Here is a 20,434-nt window from a genome sequence, read left to right on the forward strand (position 1 = left end):
AAGTCGAATTGCTGTCAGACTAGCGGGGAGCAATAGATGGAGCAGGCCCGTGAAAATACTGATCGTTGAAGACGAACCGAAAACCGGCGAATACCTGCGTCAAGGCTTGAATGAAGCCGGTTTTGTGGCGGACTTGGCGGCCAATGGCAGCGATGGGCTGCACTTGGCTTTGCATGGCGAATACGACTTGGTGATCCTGGACGTGATGTTGCCGGAGCTGGATGGCTGGCAGGTGCTGGCATCACTGCGGCGGCGTGGGCTGGAAATGCCGGTGCTGTTTCTGACCGCCCGAGATCAGGTGGAAGACCGTGTGAAGGGGCTGGAGTTGGGAGCCGACGATTACCTGGTCAAGCCGTTTTCTTTTGCCGAGCTATTGGCCCGCGTGCGCACCATCCTGCGGCGTGGACGAGGCGGTGGATTGGACAGCAACGTAATGCGTGTGGCCGATCTGGAGCTAGACCTGCTGCGCCGCCGCGTCACGCGAGGCGGAAAGCGCATTGACCTGACGGCCAAGGAGTTCGGTTTGCTGGAATTGCTGATGCGCCGTCAAGGCGAAGTGCTGCCGCGCTCATTGATCGCCTCGCAGGTGTGGGACATGAATTTCGACTCCGACACCAATGTCATCGAAGTGGCCATGCGCCGACTGCGGTTGAAGGTTGACGATGGACAGTCAGTCAAACTGATCCAGACCGTGCGGGGCATGGGCTATGTGCTGGAAGCAGCGCAGGAACCTTGAATGTTGAGCCGCTTATTGCTTTCCCGTTTATCACTGACCCGCCGTCTGAGCCTGTTCTTCACCCTGGTGGCCACCAGTGTGGTGCTGGGATTGGGCGGGCTGTTCATGACGGCGGCGGACCGTCATTTCATCGAGCTAGATCGCAGCGTACTGCAAGACAAGCGACACCTCATCGACGACATTCTGGCCAGCGCCAATTCTGCCGAGGACCTGCGTTGGCGGCTCTCCGAAGCGCTCAACCATCATCACGGGCTGTTCGCACGAGTGACCACTCCGACAGGCCAGACCCTGTTTCAGACCGAGGGCTTTCCGGAACCGGATCGCTGGCTGTTGCCCGAGCACGAAACGCTCCTTCATGCCTTGACGAGGGAGCAGCACGGACAGCGGCAATACCGCACCCAGCAGTTCCGTGCCCAGGCGCAGTACGCGCCCGAGGCCCCACTGGTGATCACCCTGGCCATGGATACGATTCACCATCGGCATTTTCTGGATGATCTGCTGCGCACCTTTGCGGTGTATGCCCTGGCCGCCATTCTGGTCAGCGGGCTGCTCGGATGGGCCGCCGTCTACTACGGTCTGGCCCCCCTGCGCGCGATCAAGGCGCATGCGGCTGCAGTGACCGCGCAACGCTTGCAGGCGTGCATGCCGGTGCAGGCCGTCCCTGCGGAAATGGCCGATCTGGCTCAGACACTCAATCAGATGCTGGAGCGTCTGCAGGACGACTTTCGTCGCTTGTCGGAGTTTGCTTCGGATTTGGCCCATGAGTTGCGCACCCCGATCAGCAACATGCTGACGCAGACCCAGGTGACCCTGGCGACCCCGCGCGCGAACGCCGCCTACCGTGACATCCTGGCCTCCAATGCTGAGGAGTTGCAGCGCCTGGCCCGCATGGTGGCTGACATGCTGTTTCTGGCTAAAACCGAACGGGGTGTGGATCTGCCGCACAAGGAACGCTTCATGGCGGCCGATGAAGCCCAGGCTTTGCTCGACTTCTACGAGGCGGTGGCGGACGACAAAGGCATCCGCCTCACGGTGCAGGGCAACGGCAGCATCGAGGGGGACCGCCTGATGTTCCGCCGCGCGTTGAGCAACCTGCTTTCGAATGCGCTACGCCATGCCCCGGCAGGTAGCCACGTCCGGATCATGGTGGCTGAGCGGCCAGTCGGCACCGAGGTTTCTGTGGAGAACACTGGTGAAGACATTGATCCCGAGGTGCTACCGCGACTGTTTGACCGCTTCTACCGCGCCGACCCCGCGCGCGCGCATCCCATCTCCGATGGCGCTGGGCTGGGCTTGGCCATCACCAAGGCGATTGTCGAGGCTCATGGTGGTCGAGCCAGTGTGAAGTCTGCGCAAGGCGTCACGTGCTTTTCCCTGGTTTTTCCACACTCGGGCGAATGATGTTTTTCACACACTTTTTGGATTAAACGTTGAGAAGCAGCCAAGCAGCCTCGGTCTCTCTGCGAGTGACAAGCCCCGGCAGTACTTTCCCACCGCCATAGACCCAGCGCCGCAGCTCCCTTGCGGCGGCAGCCCAGTCCCGCTGGTTGACGCGCCGTCGCAGCGTCGACGTCTGTAATCGCCCGACGCCGAGGTTGAATGTGAAATCCACGATGGCAGCGAGCCTGCTTTCGGGCTCGGTGGCCAGCACCGGGCAGAAGCGCAGCGTGGCGGCGAGCGCCGATTGCAGGTCGCGCGCCAGATAGACCTCGGCTTCGGCTTCGGTGATTGGCGAGTGCTTCGGATCGCAAAGATGGCCGTATCCAATTGTCCAGAAACCGGCGGGGCACACGTAGGCGATGGCGGTGATTTCAGCGCCGCGCTTCACTTTGCGCTCGAACCCTTCGAAATGTTTGGCCAGCTCGATAGCCGTTTTCGGCACCCCGGTCACGAACGCACCCGGTCAAACACGCGCCCGAGGAACCAGAAGTTCAACACCCCGGCCCACAGCGCCTGATCGGCTTCCGTCCAGGCATGCAGGATGGCTGTGCCCCAGCCAGCGCCAGCGGTCACGGCAGCCACAAATGCCGCCGTCTTGGCAGCGCAGTACAGGGCCATGAACCAGTAGGTGATCACTGGACGCACGCTGGTTGAGAGCGCGTCGGCCCAGCGCACGCCGGTCTTCTCACCCTGGGTGCGGACGGCGTCGCGCAGCGCATCGATGGCCCCGACGTTCCACGCCGCATCGGCGCTCGCGCCGATTTCGGCCATCCGCTGCGCGCCACGCAACCTTTCAAACTCCAGCGCCTTGTCCTGCATCGCCAGTTCGTGACCACGCTCGCCTTGGCGGTCCAGCCACTTGAGCAGTTCGGGCGCGAGACGGAAGGCCCCTCCAAGGAGACCACCGAGCAGGGTTTCGATCATTGGCCACCTCCGAACACCTTGAGCTTGATGACTGCCCCTGCGACCAGCGCCAACAGGAAGCCGGTGGTGATCACCTTGACCACCGTCTGCCACGCGGTGTGCTTGGCCGTGTTGAAGGCCTCCAGCAGGCCCCGCAGCTCGCGGATGTCGCTGGCAGCGTCTTCGCCATCGAGGCCCACGTCAGCCAGCGCGTGGCGAGCGCCGCGTTCGGCGACGCGCTCCAGCAGTTCTTCGAATTCGTCCTTGGGCATGGTCACCATGCCCTCGGTCACAGTCGGTGCGTTCATTTGCGTGCTCCAGAAATGCGAAACCCGCCCGATGCGCGAGCATCAGGGCGGGTCTCAGGGTTGAATCAGTTGGGTTTCAGATCTCGATGATTTCCAGCGTCAGGCTGGGGGCGATGCCTTCGATGGCGTCGTCGCGGACGAACACCTTCTGGCCAAGGGCCGCAGAGCCCCTCGCCTTTATTCGGCCACCACCGGGTAATGCGACCGTGACCAGGGCGGAGCCGACGTCGATCACGGTGCCCGCCTGCAGCGGCGGGGCGGGGATCAGCTGGCGAAACTGCTCGTAGAGGTTATGCATAGGCCTGCACTCCCAGCGTCTGCCAGACCTCGGGCATCCCGGCTTCCACTTGGGTCGCGCGGACGATGCCAAGCCGAGTGACGCTGCCATCCTGGTACTCCACGAACGCGCCGGGCTCGATGATTCCGGTCTCAGCGAGCACCGGCAGGCGCAGGCTGACCTCGAGCTGGTGGCCGGTGTCGGCCAGCACGGCGATGCCACGCTGACGCGCGGCGGCGGCTTCGGTGATGAGCGAATCAACGACCATCGGTGCCAGCACATCTCCGGCAGTCCCGGCCCGGGTCACTTGCCCGAGCACGCCGACGTCCTGCCCGGAAACGAACACGCGGTTGTACGCAGGCTTTTCCAGCCAACGCAGCGACTCGCGGGCGACGGCATCGACCGGCAACACGAAGTCGGGCGTGACCGTGCTCCATTCCCAAGGGGCTACCGGGTAGCGATGGCGCACACGGATGCTCTGGGCCGATGGGTGCGGAATCAGGTATCCACCGACAGCGCCAGCGATGGCGGTCAACGCCTCGATCCACGTTCCCTGCTGCGCGAACGCACCGGCGGGGACGTTCCAGTCCGTCAGGCCCCAATCGACGGCCCAGCCGAGCGGGATGCCATTGACCGTGAGCACGTCGTCCATCAACTGCCGAGCAGTGCGGCCCTCGGTATTCGAGAACGTCATCACCGGCGCGTAGGGCGCGGCCAGAACGGCGTTGCGCCCCCGTCCGGAGATGCGGATGCTGGCGTCACCAAAGATGCGCTCGCGGCTGATGCTCTCGGCCAGCACGCGAAACGGGGTGCCGTTGATGCTGGCCACGAGTTCGACGGGCCCGGATGCGCTGCCGGGCGCGACCAGGGCCTCGGCCCTGGCAGGCAGAACCGCATCGAAGCCCCACGCCCAAGACGAGGCATCGAGTGACAGCGAGAGATTGAACACCGGTATCGGCGCGCCATCGGACACGCGGAACAGGGTCACGTTGTTGATCACGAAATAGACCCTCCGAACAGGAATGACCACCGGCTCACCATCCGGAGGAGGTGGGGTGACGTGGCTTTCACAAAGGAACAGCAGATGCCCATCGGTCGCGGCCAGCGCGGCAAACAGCAGGTGCGGACTGGGCGTGTAGCAAGGCTGCGGAACGGGCGGCTCGGGCACCACCCACCGGCTGATGCCCGGTGGCGGCGGCACCGCCTCCTGATACCTGCCCTGCCAGCCCTTTAGTTGCGGCCGTGCGGTCTGAAAATCGCTCCCCTGGCCACGCACCACCAACACAGCGCTTTGCCACCGGGACAACCTCCCCGCGCGCTTGGTGCGGTCACCGTCCTGATGCCGGAACCGCGTGGCATCCCGCAGAGGGCCTGCGTTCTGGAACAGACCGCGTCGGGCCGCTTCAAACCGCGTGGCGTCCTGGTGCGCGAACCACGTCGAATCCTGCAGCCGGGTCGCATCCTGGTAGCGAGCGCCTCGTTGCTCTGGCGCTGCTGCCAGCACCGGTGGCAACCTGTGCTCGATGCCTTGAGGAACACCCAAGGTGCGTCGCCAGAACGTGTCCCAGCCTGCGGGTGTAGCGGCAGCGTCCTGCTGGCCCTGCGTGGCACCGTCCTCGGTCTGTCTCGCCAATTGCCAAGGGTGAGCGGTCTGGCCAACCGTCGGTCGCTGCGTGCGCGAGTAGTACCGGACCTCGCCGGAGAACACGACACCGGGAAGACTTGCGCCCGCCACGTCCAAGGGCACGCTCGGGCGCAGCAGCAACGTTCTGACCGTCAAGGCAGGTAGCTCGGCCAGCAGTTCGGCCCGCGCTGGCGGGATGAACTTGATCGCCACGACCGGCAACGGCAAGTTGGCCAGCACCACGACGTCGTCGCGCGGCGCGATGAAGCTCGCCCCGAACACCAATTCGGCGTCGGTTGCTGCGGGTTGGTCGAACAGCAGGTCGACCAGTGGTGGCTCGATCTGAATGCTGACTCCGGGCACTGGCAAAGTGGCGGCCAGCGTCAGTTCGCTGGGTGCGCTTGGCACGGCCTACCCCAGGATCGCAGACACCATCCGGGCATCGCCTCCCAGATAGAGGTTGGTGCTGGCCAGCTTTACGTCACCGCTGCCGTCGGTACCGCTGCAGTCCAGATCCAGGGCTGTGACTTCGTTGCCGTTGACCAGCCGCGCCCAGGTGGCGATGCCGGTCGCCGCGATCAGTCCGTCTTCTTGCTGGGTCAGCGTCAGGAGTCCACCTGCAATCGTGCCTGCGGGTTTGGTCAGCCTGATCTCGACCAGCATCGCGCTGGTCGGCGTCGTGGCCGGGGTGGCGGGTCGCGTCCCGCCATAGATGCGCAGACGCGCCGGGTTACTGCCTGCATCCAGGAATGCCAGGGTGCCTGCCAGCCGCGCCTCGTTGTGTTCGACAGTGATGGCGACGGTCACGGCATCATCTCCGGGCGTAGGTTGTCCGCGATCACCGCGCGGTACATCTGCTTGTAGTCGTAGCTGACCACGGTGTATCGCTGGGACGGGTCGATCTGGTCGAACCGGTACGCGCCAGTGGCGTCGCTCCAGGTTTCGGCCACCAGGACGCGGGCGTTCTCGCTGACCAGTTGCACTCGCCGCACCAGGGGCTGGTCGGACTGACCCTTCTCCTTGACGGTTCCGGCGATGAAACCGTGGCCACTGAAGTGGATGTTCTTGCGGCCATTCGGAATCGCGTGGAAGTGCCAGTCGTAGCCACCACCCCGGTTCCACAGCTCAGAGTTGGGGCTGTTCAAGCGCATCAGGTCGCAATCGGCGTTGACGCCGATGTCGGCGGCAGGATCAGGAAGCACCGACGTCGACCCACCCGCCAGCGGTAGCAGGTCATCGGCGGCGTTCACGGCAACCGTTGCGGGAAACGCGGGCAAGCCAGACGGAACGTCACCGGCAATGGCGTGGACACGAGCTGTCGCTCCGTAGAGGAACACGCCCGGAATCAGCTTGCCCCGGTAGGTAGCATCGCCGATCTGGAACATCAGCACGCCACCAGCCTTGAACTGAATCAGTCGCGCCCACGGCACACCATTTGCGTCGAAGGCTCCGACGATCACCTCGCAGCGCAAGATCAATCGCTGGCTGACGTTGAAGGTCGGAGCCACGTCGGCAACACCAGCGACGGGCTTGGCTCCCTCGTTGATGCTGCCCGATACCGCCGCGCCGTCACCGAAGCCGCTGTTCCAGCGCGACACGCTCCACGAACCGTCCAGATGGGCAAACCTGTAGCCTTCGGAGCCATTGCCGGTGGTCATCCACAAACCGAGATGCTTACGGGCGCTCGGGTCGGTCAGCAATTCGACATCGGCCTCGAACCAGAAATCGCCGTGGGCGGTTTCGTTGAAGCGCAGGATGGACTGACTGTTGGGGGCCGAGATGTCGATGGACTGCTGCACGCTGTTGTGCGTTGCGGACATTCCACCGAGGACTGCGGTGTAGCCGGTGGCAGGAGCCGTGGCGAAGGTTTCGCTCAGCGGGTAGCTCATGGCTTACCTCCACGGCCCGGTGATGTCGAACGCGATCTGCGCGCCTTCGGTTTCCGAGCTGTACTGCGTCCTGACCAACAGGAAGCGCTTGCCCGCCTGACCGACGACGTTGTCCACGATGGTCTGATCGCTGTAGGGGCGGTCTTGCGGCATCCACAGCATCCCGGGCAGGATTCCGCGCATATGGCCGTCCTCCTGCCGCACGTAAGTAGGCAGCAGCCACAGGCTGTAGTCGGCTCCGTTCGGAAACGGCATCGGGCCCCGACCGCAGATCTGCTGGCCGTTGTTCGTGTTCAGGGACGTCAGGCCGAAGCGAACCGGGTTGCCGAGTTGGGTGTGGTTGCGCAGCAGCACCTTGCCCGTGAAGTCCAGGGACGAGACCAACCCGTAGCCGCTGAACTGGCCGGGATAGCTCCAGTAGTTGCTCATCCCCGAGTAGTTGTCATCGGCAGCCAGCACCGTGGCGTAGTTGTCACCCGGCTTGAAGCTGATGAGGTCGCCGAAGCAGTAGCTGTTGCGGCCATACCAGCCGTAGCCCGCTGCGTTGGTGCAGAAGAGGAAGAACAGTCGGTCGTCACCGATCAGCACCCAGTTGCGCCCACCGCCGCCGCTGTCGCCATTGCTTTCGTACTGGGGGCCACGCGCATGGAACCACTTGTACCAACCCCACTGGCTGGCAGTGACCTGTTTCCAGTTCTGCGTCGGGTTGTTCGGGTCATAGGGAGCCTGCGCGCCGACGATGGTGTCGATGTCTGACAGGTCTTCGACGATGCCGACGTTGGCCCACTTGGCCCAGCCCGTCGTGTAGTTGGGCGTTTTGAGGCTGTTGTCGATCAGCAGCAGGTTCTGCGGTGACTGCGGGTTCTTGCTGCGGTAGGCAGCCTTGCCCGTCCCCGCGAATGGTTTCTCCCACCCAAGCGGAGCCACCTTGGCGCTCAGGTTCGTGGTGGTCGTCGCGGGAGACACCGGCGTGCCCGTCACCGCGTAGGTGAACGTGGTCATGGTCGTCGTCAGCACGCGGAACGAGCCGTTGTACTCGGGCTGCTCGGCTCCAGCGACAAACACCACCTGATGTGGCTGGTAGGCGTGTCCCGCCGTGATGGTGGCGGTGGCTACGCCATTGGCGAAGGTCAAGGTGTCGATGGCCTTCAGCGCGAAGCCGTTGACGAGGCAGGCATCGAGCATCGTCACCAGATCGCCCCAGTTGTTGGAGATCTGTGGCGCGCCGGTCATGCCGCTGTTGAAGTATTTGACGGTCAGGTCTGTCATTTCATGGGTTCCTGTCTACGAATTCAGGGTGTGTCCACGTCGCCGCGAATCAGCAACGTGAAGTTGTCGTCGGGCACGGACTCCGGCCCCTGCTGGACGGTGCGCACCACCCAAACCGGGAACTGCGCGCCGATGGTGTTGAAGCGCAGCACGTTGCCGGTGGCCCAGCCATTGCCCCAGCCGAGCGCGGGCAGATGGAAGTACGGCACGCCGGTCGCCGGGTTGTTGGGCGCGCAGTCGGCGCTGGTGTTGCCGGTGGCAATCACACCGACGTTCTCGCCGATGACCTCGAACGAGGTGCTGTTGGTCAGGCGCACGATCCAGCGCTCGGTCAGTGCGCCGCGATTGGTCACGCGGATCGGGTACTGTGTGTTGTTGAAGGTTGCCGTCGCCGAGCTTCCCGACAGCGCATCCGACCACGCGCCGTTCCAAGTGGACTGGTCGAACACCAGATTTACGCGGGCGAACAGGTCACCGGCCACCAGGGCGCTGGAGACGTGACTCCCCAAGGGATATTCGTGCGTCAGTGCCCGCGTGAAACTGATCTCGCCGCTGATCTGCACATCCCGCACCACGGCCATGTCCTCGATGCGGTGCTCGATGGTCACGGGCTGGCTGTAGCCCGACACGTTGATGAAGGTGACGGTGCCCGCTTCCAGATCAGCGGTGTAGCCGGTATTGATCACCACCCCGTCTTGACCGACCACACGCACTCGAGAGAGGCGCACCCGCGCGCAATTGATGGTCTGGCCATTGCTGACCGACGTGGTGGTCTTGCCGGTGTGGCCCACCACGGCGAAGCCACCCGGGCGAAAGATAGGCACGCGCCCATCGCTGGGCAGGCGCACCGGATCGATGCCAAGCAAATCAGCGTCCAGCGGCAGATAGCTGTAGGCCACCGCGCTGTAGCGCACGCTGGATGCAGCCACTGGCTCGGGTCGGAAGATCTTGCCGTCCGTGCCCACCCGGTCGGCGGCGTACCAAGGCTGGCTCTCGTTCCCTGCCGCCGTGACCATCGTTCCGAAGCGAACGCGCACCAGACCGGTCTCGTAGTCGACGCTGCCGCTGATGCCGGTTGCCTCGATCTTGCCGTCAATTCCGGCCGTCACGTTTTGCGTGCCACCAACCGCGCGGGCATACTGGATCGACAGCGACCCAGGACGAAGCGGTGCCGCGCCAGTTCGGAACACGAACTCGCTGGAGATGTTCTCGCCGACCGTGGTCACGCAACTGGCTCGCGTGATCGCGTTGTTCGTGCCCGCCGTCCAGGACGTCAGCGCCACGTCCCCGGACAGGTAGTTGATCGTGCCGCGCGTGACCCAGCCACTGGTGGTGAACTCCCGCAGGGTGCCCTGGCCGTTGTCGCCCCAAGGCTGCGCGCCACTGATGGAGAGAAGCACCGTGCCCGTCACCACCTGGGCATTCACCCCCGGCACCAGCTTGAAGGCCGGTAGGAACGGATGAGTCTCTGTCTGGTTGCTGGTCGAGCCCGCGCTGTTGTAGCGCAGCTTGACGTAGCCGGACTCGTCGTTGGGGTACAGCGATGGCGCATCCACGTAGGCAATGCCGCCGTAGTTCAATCGCCACCGACCGGTGCCGTTGATGGCGACTGCGGTGTAGACCGGGCGTGGGATACGGATCGAGACATCTGGATTGAAGGTCACCTGACCGGTTGCGTAGTTGACGGTGCCAATCGAGATTCCGTTCAGCACTACACCGCCGTTCCCGTCATCTCGGGCGATCTGGGTGGGGTCGCGCCAGATCGAGACGGCGATGCCCATCTCCTGCAATTGAGCGAAGGTGTACGCCCCGAGAACCGCCTCGTCGGTGAACGTGTTCCACTCGACTTCGAGCGAGCCCGGTTCAATGGCCCCCAAGGTCGCGGTGACTGGCAGCGTCCCCACACCATTGCGGGAGGGGTGAGCGAACGAGTCCTCCTGCTTCGGGCCTGCGACGTAGCTCACAGTGAGTTGCGTGCCCACCGCTGGCAGCACATTGGGCGCGAAGTCCACGCGGTTCTGCGCGACGCTCAAGTTGCCGGTGGCCGCCCCGGACAGCGCGCCCGAGGTGGCCGCCGTTGCCGTCTTGGTGCCGCCGTACTCCCAAGACACCGTGAGCGACCCGGGTTGCACCGAAGTCCCTGCAGGCGGGTTCAATGCGAGGCTCTGGGCGGCCTTCAGGTTGGTGGACGGCTGCTGCGTCTCCTGCGTCGGCACGTTCCAGGTCAGCACGAGCGAACTGCTCACGTCGGGCAATGCGCCCAAGGTGACGACGAACGCGCCGGTGTTCCGGTTGAATGTGCCAGCGCCGTAGCTGGCGTCCAGGCCCTTGAGGGAGCCGTTTCCGGCATCGGACAACACGTACCAGCGGCCCTGGGCCATGTAGCTGATCGACAGCGTGCCGGGCTGCGGCACCGGATTGACCGTGCCCACGTAGGACTGGCTGCGGGATTCGGGCGTGACCGGGATTTCCGAGCTTTGCGGCGCACGCAGAATCTGCGCGGCGGGCGTGTAGGTGACGGACTTCGCGTTCGACATCGACCCTGAATTCAGGGTCAGGATGCCGTTGGCGTAGTCGATGGTGCCCATCGTGCCGCTGGCGGTCTTGAGCAGACCGGCGTCGTCGAAGATCGTGATGCCGTCCGTTCCAATGGTCAGTGACCCCGGCAAGCAACCGCCCGGCAGGTTGAATTTGATGCTCGTCGTCCAAGCGTGACTGGCCGTGTAGCTGACCGGCACCGCGCCGGGCACAGGCAACCCTGCGGCTGCATACGGCGGCACGAAGGAAATCGGCGTCTCAGTCTGGGCGCTCGGCACCAGTTGGGTGTAGATCGAAGTGCCCTTGATCGTGAAGTCGCCAACAGCGGCGGCCTGCGTCAGCGGTACCACTCCGACGTAGGTTCCAGCGTCGGCCACAACCGTGTCCCGCACCTTGGTGCTGTTCGTGGCGCGGGTGAACGTCCGCGTCGCGGGCGAGCCTGTGAAGTCGTAGCGCAGTGCGTCGCTGATATCGACGGTGACGACGCTGGCTTTGTAGTCCTGGTCGTTGTTGTAGGTGAAAGTGCGCTCGACCACCGAGACTGAGGTGGCTCGGATGTACTGCTCTTTCTGCGTGCCCAAGCCCTCGTTCTCGATCAAGACCAAGGTCTGGCCAACGTTGGGAACGGTGTCAGTCGTGCGCTGGAAAAGCTGGATCACCCGCTGACCGGCGATGTGGTTCTCGAACAGGTAGCCCGCCCACTCCGGGCCCTTGTTGAGGTAGGCCTCGATGCGGACTTGCGCCTGTTCGCGGGTGTCGAAGGTCTTCTCGGTGCTGAACAGCGTGACGCTGACGCGGGGGTCCTGCGGCGGCTCGGCCACGATCACGTTGGCACCAAAGTAGGTGTCGGTGTCGTCGGTCTGCACCGAGACGAAGGACTTGCGCAGGTTGACCCGGCCACCGGCGCGGTCCAGTTCCGAGATGTCAGGAAAGATGGCGTTCGAGACGCCGTCGGCGATGGTGTTGCCCGTGGGCGCGCCACCACCCTCGGGCACGTCCGCCATCACGGCGGACTTCAGTAGTTTCACGTCGCCGGATTGGATCGGCATTTCAGATCTCCAGGAATCGAAGGGTCAGGCGATAGAAATCGGAGTCGGCCCGCGCCGGGATACCCAGCACGGGTTCGGCTTCGATGGNTGTGGCATTGCCGACGGGAATTGCCGCCCACGCACGCAACTGCTCGACCGTGGCGCGCGTGACCCAGGCCATATCGGGTGCGCCCACCAGCGTGATGGGACGACCGGCTTGCCGGGTGGCAGACTGGATCAGCAAGGCTCCGGTGATGAGGTAGGACGTGGACGCCACGGCGGGCGACCACGCGTGCTCATCACTCCACAGCAAATCGTCAGGCAATGGCAAAGCCACCCCGGCATCGAGGTTCGTCAGTTGCATCGGGAATCCTTCAGGCAGTGCGGGCGCGGGCAGCGTCCAGCAGTTGCAGCAGACGAGACTCGTCTCGTGCGTCGACGGTGGCGTTCACCTTCTGCTGCCCCGAGGACAGTTCCACGCGCACCGTGCGGCTGGGCCCGGCATCGGCCGCCAACACCGGTCGGGCCAACCGCGAGCCACTTGGCTGCACCAGCCCACCCGTGGCGAAGCCCTGGACGCCCGCGAGCGCCCGACCAGCCAGGGCTTGCGCCGGGGCGGACAAGTTGTTGATCGCCTCGAAGAAGCCAGCGCCGTAGCGGGAAACGGCATCCTTGTTCACGACAAACTCGCCCGGCGTGAGCATCGCCGGGACGGTGTCGGACTTGGCCATTCCGCCGCGCCGGTAGAACTCGCCCTGGTTCTGCTCCATGTAGTCGATCAGCTCGCGCTCCAGGTCTTTGCCCCAGAGCAGCGGCTGGGCCATCGCCTGCCGCCACGTCTGCTTGATGCGCTCCAGGTTCTGGCGCTCGTTGCCGGTGAGCGTCTTGCGGCTGATGAAGCTCTCCAGCGCCCGCCGATCCTGCTGGGCCTGCTTGCCGTAGTTCTCCATCGTCTTGCTGCGCATATCCAGACTGACCGATGCACCGTAGTTCCACTGGAGCCAGTTGGTGTACTCGTTCATCCCCTGCAGGCCGAGATCGATCATCTTCATCGCCTCGACTGCTTCGCGGTTCTTTTTCGGGGTGCTGGGCTGGCCATCGGCGTTGCCAGACCCGGAACTGCCGCTGCCAGAAGTCAGCACGCGCCCGCCGACGGCGAATCGGGCGACACCGTTGGCCAGCCGCGAGAGCGCACCGCTGCCGTACTTCTGCACAGCAGCCTTGCGAATCACGAAGGCACCGGCATCCAAGGTGCGCGGCACGGTGTCGTGGTGGCCGGAGCCGGGAACCGAGCCGCCGCTCATTCGGGGAAAGGCCAGAGCCACCGCGCCACCGTCGGCGAAATGGCGCACGCCACCCCCGACCAGACCACCAGTGGCATTCGTTTCCACCTTGGTCACGTAGATCGTGTGCGTGCTCGAGGTATTGGCCCCGTTCAGGCTCAAGATCTCGGCACGTGCCGCTTCGGCATTGGTGCTGACCTGATGGCGGGACTCTGTCTGGATGCGATCCAGCGCCTTGATCATCCCTTCGACGTTGGTGATCGCGGCCTGCGCCTTCTCGGTCGCCACCTTCAGTTCGAACTGTGAGTTCTGGTCGGCGTAGGTCTTGAGCTTGTCCAGCGCCTCCTTGGCCTTGGACACGTCGGCATCGACCGGCAGCGTCTTGCCCTCTTTGAGCAGCTGCTCGTACTGCTGCAGCTTCTTCTCGGCCTCCTGCAAGTCGGCCTGAATCTTGAGCAGGTACTCTTTTTCTGCCAGGGCCTTGTCGAGATCGGCGATGGCTTTGTCGAAGCGGGTCGTGTCGGCATCCAGTGTGACCTTCAGACCGTCTTTCAGCTTGGCGGTGATCTGGTCGATCTGGGTTTCGGTCTGCGTGAGGGTCTGTTGGATCTGGTCGCGAGCGGTCAATGCCGACTGCGCGGCGGTCTGGTGCGCCTTGGCTTCTGCATCCAGGGTCTTGTTGAGAATCTCTTCTGATTCCCGGATGCGCTGAATGGCTTGATTGACGCCATCCTTGCCCTGGGCGATCTGGGTGTCTGCGTCTTTGGTCTTCTGGGCCAGCTCGGCGCGCAACGCGTCTGCTTGGCGCATCAGGGCTTCGGCTTGCGCATATTCCTGCTTGCGGTAGGCATCGCGGGACTGCGATTCCAGTTGGGTGACCTGCGAAACCGCCTGCTCGGACTGCTTGCGGGCATCCTCGCCGCGCTTGGCCTCGCTGGTTTGCGAGCTGGCCACCTGCGAGGCCAGATCCATCGCTTTCTGGGCGAGTTGCCGGGCCTGCTCGAACTCGCCATTGGCCAGCGCCTCGCGGGCCTTACCTTGGTACTCAGCGATCTGACGCTTGCGGTCTTCGGTCGCCTCGAAGTCGGTCATGCCCTGACGACGGATGTCGCGGACACGTTCCTCCGTCGTCATCGAGAGCTGGCGCTTCTCCTCCTCGATGCGTTTGATCTCGGCCAGATGCCGGTTGGCCTCGGCGTTGAGCGCGTCGATGTGCTGCCGGTACTCGGCCAGCGCCTGCGTCATCGTCTGGCGCTTGGTGGCCAGGATTTCGTTCTCGACACGGGTGACGTTGGCCGCACGTTCAGCCTCGGTCTGACCGTCACGGCGCGCCGCTTCAATCTTGCCCCGGGACTCGTCGTCGATCAGCTTCAATGCATCCGTCGTGGCCTGCCGCCGCAGCGTGGTCTGCTGGGTCAGCGCATCGGTCAGCAGCTGCGTCGACTTGGTGATCAGCGCGGCTTCGGACTGCTTCGAGAGTTCCAGCGCAGACTGCTCCTGCTGGTAGCGTGCCTTCACGGCCTCGATCTGGCGCTGGAGGTTGGCCTCAACGATGGACGTCAGGCCCTTGTAGGCCTCGGCCATTTTGGCGGTTGCATCGTTGACCGTCTGATTGGCCTTGCCGACAGCCTGCTCGACCTCACCGAGGCGGGATTTCAGCTTCTCCAGGGCGCTGTGGACGGCCTCGATGCCGCGACCGACGGCTTCCTGCGTGCCCTGGCGCACAGCCTCCAGACGCTTGGCGATCTCCTCGGCAGCCGTCGCGGCGGTGTTCATCGCGCCCTTGGCAGCATCCGCCCCCTTGGTCGCGTCGGCATACATCTGCGCGAAGATCTGGTTCATCTCCGCAAGCCGTGCCTCGTGGCGCTTGGTCGCCTCGGCAATCGTGTCCGAGGTGAAGATGGCGGCGAAGGCTTCCCAGCGGTAGCGCAGCTGCTCAACCGCCTTGACCAGCATCTCGACCATGAAGATGCCCGCCTTGCGGACGATCTCGAATTTCTCGGACAGCCAAGTCCCGATCTCCCAGCCGACCAGGAACGCGCCCAGCACAGCGAACGCCGTCTTGAGCACGCCGACGCTGGCCACGGCGGCCGACACCGACAGATTCGCCGTCGTCCAGGCGGCAGCGGTGGCGCTGGCGGCGGTGACGGCCGCCGCACCGGCGGTCTGCCACGCCGTAATCAGCGCCGGGATCAGGCGGTAGATCAGCACGGCCAGCCCGACTTCGGCGATGCGCTTGAGCCACTGCATCACCGTGTCGAGGTTGTTGGCGAGGAAGGTCAGCGCCTCGGCCAGCTTCTTGGTCAGGCCCGTCGATTCGTCGACCCGGTTGATCCACTGCCCGAAGGCATTGCGCAGGCGCTCGAAGGCCTGGCTCACCGTCTGCGGCAGTTGGGCGTATTCGCTGGCCAGCTTGTCCTTCTGGCTCATCAGCGCGTTGACCACCACGTCAGCAGTCAGCCGGCCTTCTTCGGCCAGCTTGCGCAGTCGCCCGATGGGCACGTTCAAGCCATCGGCCAGAGCCTGCGCCAGACGGGGACTGTTCTCGACGACGGAGTTGAATTCCTCGCCCCGCAGCACCCCTGAGGCGAGCGCCTGCCCGAACTGCAGCAGAGACGACTGCGCCTCGGTGGCCGATGCGCCTGACAGGCGCAGTGCCTGCGAAATGCTCTCGGTGATCGTGAGCGCATCCTTCTGCTCGCCACCCAGCATCCGCACGGCCTGCTGGAGCTTGCCGTACAGCGTGGCCGTTTCCTGAATCGGCACGCCAATGCGCTGGGCGATGTCGAACAGGGCCGCTTGCGCCGTGGTGAACTCACGCTGGCCCGCTGTCGCCAGCTTCAGGCGTGCCGACATCATGTTCCAGGCGTCGGCGATCTGGACGATTTCCTGCACCTTTCCTGCCGCCCAGTTGATCGACAGGAAGGCCAACAACTGCGTCTTGGCCGTTGCCACCTGATCGCCGAAGGCTGACATACCGGCCTTAACCTCGGCCATTCCGGCGGCGGCCTTGGCCCCGGCGGTCTTGGCGGTGGTCGACAGCTCACCGAGACTGCGCTCGGCAGACGTGATGGCGCGTTTGAGCCCCTCGTCGGCCCCTTCGAGCGCGACGAGGATGGAAATTCGCTTGGCCATAAGTTTTTCTCAGCCCTTCAATCCACCGTGCTGATCTGCTTCTCGACCGCCGCCGCCAGACGCGGGATGCGACCCGCGACCAAGCGCTCGACATCGAGGCGCTTCTTGAGCGCAACCTTCGGCACCAGAACGGCAATCGGGATGTCCACGCCACGTTTGAGGCGCTTGATACCCTCCGCCTTGCGGTAGCGGCGCTTGAAACCCGCCAGTGGCCGGTCGTGCTCTTTGATGTTCTCGGCCATCAAGACGATGTTTCCCTTCGCGTTCTTGATGAAATAGGCATTGCCTCCGCGCATCAGCTCGGCCACCTGCGCCTTGAAGCGCTTGCGGCCCACCCGACCGTTGAGCGGAATCAACATCCGCCCGGCAATCTGGCCGCCGGTCTCGTGCATCCCCGACCACGGAATACGCGAGCCCACGTAGAGCGCGGGCAGACGGTTCGGGTCTTTGTCCAGCACCTTGGCGGTGAAGCCCTTGAGGAAAGACTTCTTGACCACGGCCATCTGGCTCGCGACGTGACCGCGCACGTCTTGCTTAATTTCGACCGCCTCGCTGGCGATGGCGCGTGCGACCGCCTTCTTGACCTTGTCGCGGAACTCACCGCCCCAGCGGCGCAACTGCGCCTGGGCTGCGGCGCTATTGATCTGGATGGAAATGCGCATGGTCGTCAGGCACGGTCGGCGGCTTTGTCGGTGAGTCGGTCGAGGGTCTGGTCGAGGTGGCGGGCATCGCCGCGCGTACCGATGGCAATCACAGACAGCAACCGCGCATCGCGGGCCGCATCGGTGCGCGCCGTCGCTGCGACGAAGCCGCGCACCTGCGCCAGGGTGTAGTCGAGGATGTCTGGCAGGCGGTGGCCGTGCTCGATCAGGTGCTGGACGGCGTCGAACCAGCCGCCGCTTTCACGATGGGCGGCGGCTTCACTTGGCCGAACAGACCGTCGAGTTTCGGGATCACCGTCCGGGTAAAAAAATCGGCGTTCACCTCGATCACTTTGGCCGCCAGCAGGATGGCCTCGTCGGCAGCCAGCTCATCGACCCAAGCCCGAGGTTTGCCGACGGCAATGGCAATGGCCGACAGCAGATCGTCGCCGCGCTCGCCGAACAGCGCCAGCCAGTCGATGTCGGAGGCAGTGAGCTGCTGCATCACCGGCGAGATCGCCCGCAAGAAACCGGGCATCTGCCCGACCTTCAGCGGTTTGATGGCCAGCGGCTCACCGTCGATCACCAATTCGACCGCCTGCGGAATCAGGGTGTCCAAGTCACTCATGGCTCACTCCGATCAGAGTTGCACGATGCGGCCGAACTGGCCGAGCACCGCGTCGAATGGCTTGGTGGTGTCGGCCAGCAACGAGCCTTCCAGCTCGAACTTGTTGTACTCGTCCGAGATGAAAGAGATTTCCTTCAGCGGATCGAAGGCCACGCGGTAGAGCTCGACCAGCACCTTGGCATTGCCCTGGGCCGTGTTGATGCCTTCGAGCCGCAGGAAGCGCTCGGGCAGCGCCTGCGTGAAGATGCCGATCTCGGTGGCCACGCCGTAGGCGTAACTGGCCTTGAACGGCGCAGTGAAGCCGGTGGTATCCAGAAACTGGAGGGCACCGAAGTCAGGGTCAGCCGTGTAGTTCGTGCCCAAGGCCAGGGTCGCGGGTGTGCCCGCCGAATCCGTCACCACCAAGGACGACACCTTCGGGTGGGCCAGGAAGTAGCGGTCGCCCGCAATCGGCGCGGCACCGCCCACCGGCTCGCCGGTAACCGTGCCCGGCGTGCCGACGACGTGGTTGCCGTACAGGGCCAGCGCAAGGTTCTCCTTGGTGAATTCCTCGATGGTGAGGTTCACGGTGGCGGACTTCTGCTTGACCATTCGGTGATCGAGCGAGCGCTGGCCGGTCTGGCTCTCGTAGTGCTCCAGGACGTCGGTCTTGAGGGAGAGCTTCAGCTCGGCGACGTTGCCGGGCGAGCGCACTTCGATGGGAAGGCCGTCGGTGTCGCGCTTGCCGAGGAAGACGCGGCCTTGAAAACTGGCATAGGTGCTCATTGCTTGGGTTCCTTGCGTTGGATGGGTTTGGGTTCGGGGAAGGGTTCAGCAGTTGGGGCGGTCGGCTCCGGGGTGGCGATGTCGTGCGCGATCAACCAGTCGGCTGATTTCGCGTCGATCTCGATCCGGTCACCGACGCCATACTTCTTGCCAGCGTGGGTGTGCGGGCGCGTCAGGACAAGTTGGGTCATAGGTGTCATCCAAGGGTTGAAAGGTCATTGGCCAGCGTCCGGTACGTGATGCGGTAACGCGCAGGGAGGGCCACGGCCACCGCATCGGCGTCCTCAACCTCCCACTCGCTTTCTTGCTCACGGATGCCCAGCGCCAACCCACCAAACGTGCCGTCCGCGAACAAGGCGGCGTGCGCGGCGGTAAGCAGGCGATCGGCCTCGGTTTCGGGAGAAGCAGGTGGTACCGCCCGCGCGAGCGCGACGACGCGGACAGTGAGTTCGCGCGTGACGCGGTCATTCGCGCGTTCGGTGACGGACTCCGACTCGGGAAACACCGCCAGCGCCGGACAAAGATCGCGGCTGATCGCCACCGTGGGCGAACGGTGCAAAGTGGCCCCGAGACCTTCGACTGCCGGACGGACAGCCGCCATCACCGCCAGCAGAATCTGCTCGCGGATCGAGTTATCTGCCATGGGTTTACAGCCGGGTGAGCTTGGCGCGGATCTCAGAGCCGTCGCCCACGGCACGGATGTCTCGCACCTGGAAGGACGTGCCACCGATTTCGACAACTTCGCGGACTGCAAGACCCCCGAATGCCGTGACCGGGTAGGTCATCTCGTAATCGGTGCTCAAAGTCAGACCATCGAGGAGGGATTCATCCGGCGCGGTAAAGCCGACCTGATGCCGTTGCGATGGCGCACCGTTCGACGGATACCAAAGGCACTCCTTCAGCAGCCCAGCGTTCGCGGCCGACTCATAGATCTGGGCGACCAAACTCATACGCCGCCGCCCATAACGAGCCTGACCAGAACCCCGGGACGATGGCACATCGGTAGCGGGTTGGCCTGCGTATGCAGATCAGTGCCCCGATCGAATTTGCGCGGTTCCTGCTTCGCATAAAGCGGCTGGCCCATCGTGTTGACAGTCTCGTTGAAGTCGGCCGGAGCGAAGTAAGTTCCGAAGGTATCGATGGTGCCCAGAGGGAACGCATGTGCTTCGCCAGCTGCGATGAAGCGCCGGACCGTCTTGTTGACATCTGTCGCCTTGCCTCGGTACTCCTCAAAAGTGATGCCGCCAAAGGTGAAGCCACGGCGAACATCATTGATAAGGACGGCGCCTTGCTGCCAGTTCGTGAAGGCAGTCTTGACATCCTTGTGGCCGGTCAATGCCTTGAAGAACTCTGGAGAGCACAAGCAGTGGACTCCCGTCATGAACTCGCCGAGTAGGGCTTCTTCGATGATGCCCAGGACATCAGTGCATTTGCCCTTGACGTCAGTGCCAGTAGTTGGGCTGCTGATTTCGAAGTCCACGCTCTGTTGATCGATGCCAAACTCGTCAAACAGGTTGTAGATCCGGCTGCCGTCGGCGTCGAGGATCTCACCTTTCAATGCCCCCATACGCAAGTGCTCTAGGGTGATGGCGTGCTTGTTGCGCATCGTCTCGAGGTGTTGGGCCAGCACTCCGGCAATCGACTCCATTTCGGTTTCGCTGCCAAATGCGCGTAGTCCTTGAACCTCCTCGGGCAACACAACGTCGTCGTGCGGGATGTGCGGAACGACGAAGGACCTGACGGTTCGCTTGCCACGCACATTCACTGTTCCCGGAGAGCCTGGCGGCTGGGTCGGAAGGAGGTTCAGGACACCGGCGCGTTCTTCGACAATCACCTGGCGCGTTCGAACCGGCTTGGGCGGGAACAGATTCAACTCCTCCAGGCGTCCGTAACGGTTGGGGATCAAGTTGATGGCTGCAGTCATTGATGCCATCGAAAATGCCGGACTGATGAATGGGTTTTGCATATTG

Annotated in this window: 20 protein-coding genes; 2 read left to right on the plus strand and 18 right to left on the minus strand. The window is 64.0% G+C overall.

Annotated features, from left to right (window positions below):
* The first annotated feature begins 49 nt into the window (after nt 1-49).
* The gene (locus tag PYV55_RS14315; protein WP_275852505.1) at nt 50-736 is read left to right on the plus strand and encodes a heavy metal response regulator transcription factor; all 687 of its coding nucleotides are present in this window, start codon (nt 50-52) and stop codon (nt 734-736) included.
* A complete protein-coding gene (locus PYV55_RS14320; RefSeq protein ID WP_275852508.1) occupies nt 737-2,137 on the plus strand; it encodes a heavy metal sensor histidine kinase in 1,401 nt (466 codons plus the stop codon). It abuts the gene before it with no gap.
* 22 nt (nt 2,138-2,159) lie between these two features.
* Here PYV55_RS14320 and PYV55_RS14325 read toward each other — a convergent pair whose 3' ends face one another.
* The 18 genes from PYV55_RS14325 to PYV55_RS14410 form a co-directional block, all read right to left on the minus strand.
* A complete protein-coding gene (locus PYV55_RS14325) occupies nt 2,160-2,627 on the minus strand; it encodes a lysozyme (RefSeq protein ID WP_275852511.1) in 468 nt (155 codons plus the stop codon).
* Nucleotides 2,624-3,100 (minus strand): hypothetical protein, encoded by a 477-nt coding sequence (locus PYV55_RS14330; protein WP_275852514.1) that lies wholly within the window; start codon nt 3,098-3,100, stop codon nt 2,624-2,626. Before PYV55_RS14330 ends, PYV55_RS14325 begins: the two co-directional genes overlap by 4 nt.
* On the minus strand, nt 3,097-3,387 hold the full coding sequence (locus tag PYV55_RS14335; protein WP_275852516.1) for a DUF6127 family protein: 291 nt from the start codon (nt 3,385-3,387) through the stop codon (nt 3,097-3,099). The genes PYV55_RS14330 and PYV55_RS14335 overlap by 4 nt, the downstream gene beginning before the upstream one ends.
* Nucleotides 3,388-3,463: 76 nt before the next feature.
* Nucleotides 3,464-3,685 (minus strand): hypothetical protein, encoded by a 222-nt coding sequence (locus PYV55_RS14340; protein WP_275852518.1) that lies wholly within the window; start codon nt 3,683-3,685, stop codon nt 3,464-3,466.
* A complete protein-coding gene (locus PYV55_RS14345) occupies nt 3,678-5,696 on the minus strand; it encodes a hypothetical protein (protein ID WP_275852520.1) in 2,019 nt (672 codons plus the stop codon). The genes PYV55_RS14340 and PYV55_RS14345 overlap by 8 nt, the downstream gene beginning before the upstream one ends.
* A gap of 3 nt (nt 5,697-5,699) precedes the next feature.
* Complete coding sequence (locus PYV55_RS14350; RefSeq protein WP_275852522.1) at nt 5,700-6,095, minus strand: hypothetical protein; 396 nt, start codon at nt 6,093-6,095, stop codon at nt 5,700-5,702.
* On the minus strand, nt 6,092-7,177 hold the full coding sequence (locus tag PYV55_RS14355; RefSeq protein ID WP_275852524.1) for a hypothetical protein: 1,086 nt from the start codon (nt 7,175-7,177) through the stop codon (nt 6,092-6,094). Before PYV55_RS14355 ends, PYV55_RS14350 begins: the two co-directional genes overlap by 4 nt.
* A gap of 3 nt (nt 7,178-7,180) precedes the next feature.
* Nucleotides 7,181-8,446, minus strand: coding sequence for a hypothetical protein (locus tag PYV55_RS14360; protein WP_275852526.1), 1,266 nt, complete (start codon nt 8,444-8,446; stop codon nt 7,181-7,183).
* Nucleotides 8,447-8,469: 23 nt separating this feature from the next.
* Nucleotides 8,470-12,033, minus strand: coding sequence for a hypothetical protein (locus PYV55_RS14365; protein WP_275852528.1), 3,564 nt, complete (start codon nt 12,031-12,033; stop codon nt 8,470-8,472).
* 353 nt (nt 12,034-12,386) lie between these two features.
* A complete protein-coding gene (locus PYV55_RS14370) occupies nt 12,387-16,430 on the minus strand; it encodes a tape measure protein (protein WP_275852533.1) in 4,044 nt (1,347 codons plus the stop codon).
* Between the two features lie 17 nt (nt 16,431-16,447).
* On the minus strand, nt 16,448-17,092 hold the full coding sequence (locus PYV55_RS14375) for a DUF6441 family protein (protein ID WP_275852534.1): 645 nt from the start codon (nt 17,090-17,092) through the stop codon (nt 16,448-16,450).
* Between the two features lie 5 nt (nt 17,093-17,097).
* The gene (locus PYV55_RS14380) at nt 17,098-17,247 is read right to left on the minus strand and encodes a hypothetical protein (RefSeq protein ID WP_275852537.1); all 150 of its coding nucleotides are present in this window, start codon (nt 17,245-17,247) and stop codon (nt 17,098-17,100) included.
* Between the two features lie 50 nt (nt 17,248-17,297).
* Nucleotides 17,298-17,699, minus strand: a complete 402-nt coding sequence (locus PYV55_RS14385) for a hypothetical protein (protein WP_275852540.1) — start codon at nt 17,697-17,699, stop codon at nt 17,298-17,300.
* A gap of 12 nt (nt 17,700-17,711) precedes the next feature.
* Entirely contained in the window at nt 17,712-18,464 is a 753-nt protein-coding gene (locus tag PYV55_RS14390; RefSeq protein ID WP_275852543.1) for a phage tail tube protein, read from the minus strand.
* Entirely contained in the window at nt 18,461-18,655 is a 195-nt protein-coding gene (locus PYV55_RS14395; protein ID WP_275852546.1) for a DUF7210 family protein, read from the minus strand. The genes PYV55_RS14390 and PYV55_RS14395 overlap by 4 nt, the downstream gene beginning before the upstream one ends.
* A gap of 5 nt (nt 18,656-18,660) precedes the next feature.
* Nucleotides 18,661-19,107 (minus strand): hypothetical protein, encoded by a 447-nt coding sequence (locus tag PYV55_RS14400; protein ID WP_275852548.1) that lies wholly within the window; start codon nt 19,105-19,107, stop codon nt 18,661-18,663.
* A gap of 4 nt (nt 19,108-19,111) precedes the next feature.
* On the minus strand, nt 19,112-19,414 hold the full coding sequence (locus PYV55_RS14405) for a head-tail joining protein (protein ID WP_275852550.1): 303 nt from the start codon (nt 19,412-19,414) through the stop codon (nt 19,112-19,114).
* Complete coding sequence (locus PYV55_RS14410; RefSeq protein WP_058719286.1) at nt 19,411-20,430, minus strand: major capsid protein; 1,020 nt, start codon at nt 20,428-20,430, stop codon at nt 19,411-19,413. The genes PYV55_RS14405 and PYV55_RS14410 overlap by 4 nt, the downstream gene beginning before the upstream one ends.
* Nucleotides 20,431-20,434: the final 4 nt, after the last annotated feature.

This window comes from Extensimonas soli (assembly GCF_029211265.1).
In the GTDB taxonomy this organism is placed as follows: Bacteria; Pseudomonadota; Gammaproteobacteria; order Burkholderiales; family Burkholderiaceae_C; genus Extensimonas; species Extensimonas soli.

Coding starts and splice junctions, on each gene's coding strand:
- PYV55_RS14390 (WP_275852543.1), bottom strand. CDS start 18,464: ATGAGCACCTATGCCAGTTTTCAAGGCCGCGTCTTCCTCGGCAAGCGC.
- PYV55_RS14405 (WP_275852550.1), bottom strand. CDS start 19,414: ATGAGTTTGGTCGCCCAGATCTATGAGTCGGCCGCGAACGCTGGGCTG.
- PYV55_RS14395 (WP_275852546.1), bottom strand. CDS start 18,655: ATGACCCAACTTGTCCTGACGCGCCCGCACACCCACGCTGGCAAGAAG.
- PYV55_RS14330 (WP_275852514.1), bottom strand. CDS start 3,100: ATGATCGAAACCCTGCTCGGTGGTCTCCTTGGAGGGGCCTTCCGTCTC.
- PYV55_RS14365 (WP_275852528.1), bottom strand. CDS start 12,033: ATGCCGATCCAATCCGGCGACGTGAAACTACTGAAGTCCGCCGTGATG.
- PYV55_RS14320 (WP_275852508.1), top strand. CDS start 737: ATGTTGAGCCGCTTATTGCTTTCCCGTTTATCACTGACCCGCCGTCTG.
- PYV55_RS14385 (WP_275852540.1), bottom strand. CDS start 17,699: ATGAGTGACTTGGACACCCTGATTCCGCAGGCGGTCGAATTGGTGATC.
- PYV55_RS14355 (WP_275852524.1), bottom strand. CDS start 7,177: ATGAGCTACCCGCTGAGCGAAACCTTCGCCACGGCTCCTGCCACCGGC.
- PYV55_RS14340 (WP_275852518.1), bottom strand. CDS start 3,685: ATGCATAACCTCTACGAGCAGTTTCGCCAGCTGATCCCCGCCCCGCCG.
- PYV55_RS14410 (WP_058719286.1), bottom strand. CDS start 20,430: ATGCAAAACCCATTCATCAGTCCGGCATTTTCGATGGCATCAATGACT.
- PYV55_RS14370 (WP_275852533.1), bottom strand. CDS start 16,430: ATGGCCAAGCGAATTTCCATCCTCGTCGCGCTCGAAGGGGCCGACGAG.
- PYV55_RS14400 (WP_275852548.1), bottom strand. CDS start 19,107: ATGGCAGATAACTCGATCCGCGAGCAGATTCTGCTGGCGGTGATGGCG.
- PYV55_RS14360 (WP_275852526.1), bottom strand. CDS start 8,446: ATGACAGACCTGACCGTCAAATACTTCAACAGCGGCATGACCGGCGCG.
- PYV55_RS14335 (WP_275852516.1), bottom strand. CDS start 3,387: ATGAACGCACCGACTGTGACCGAGGGCATGGTGACCATGCCCAAGGAC.
- PYV55_RS14375 (WP_275852534.1), bottom strand. CDS start 17,092: ATGCGCATTTCCATCCAGATCAATAGCGCCGCAGCCCAGGCGCAGTTG.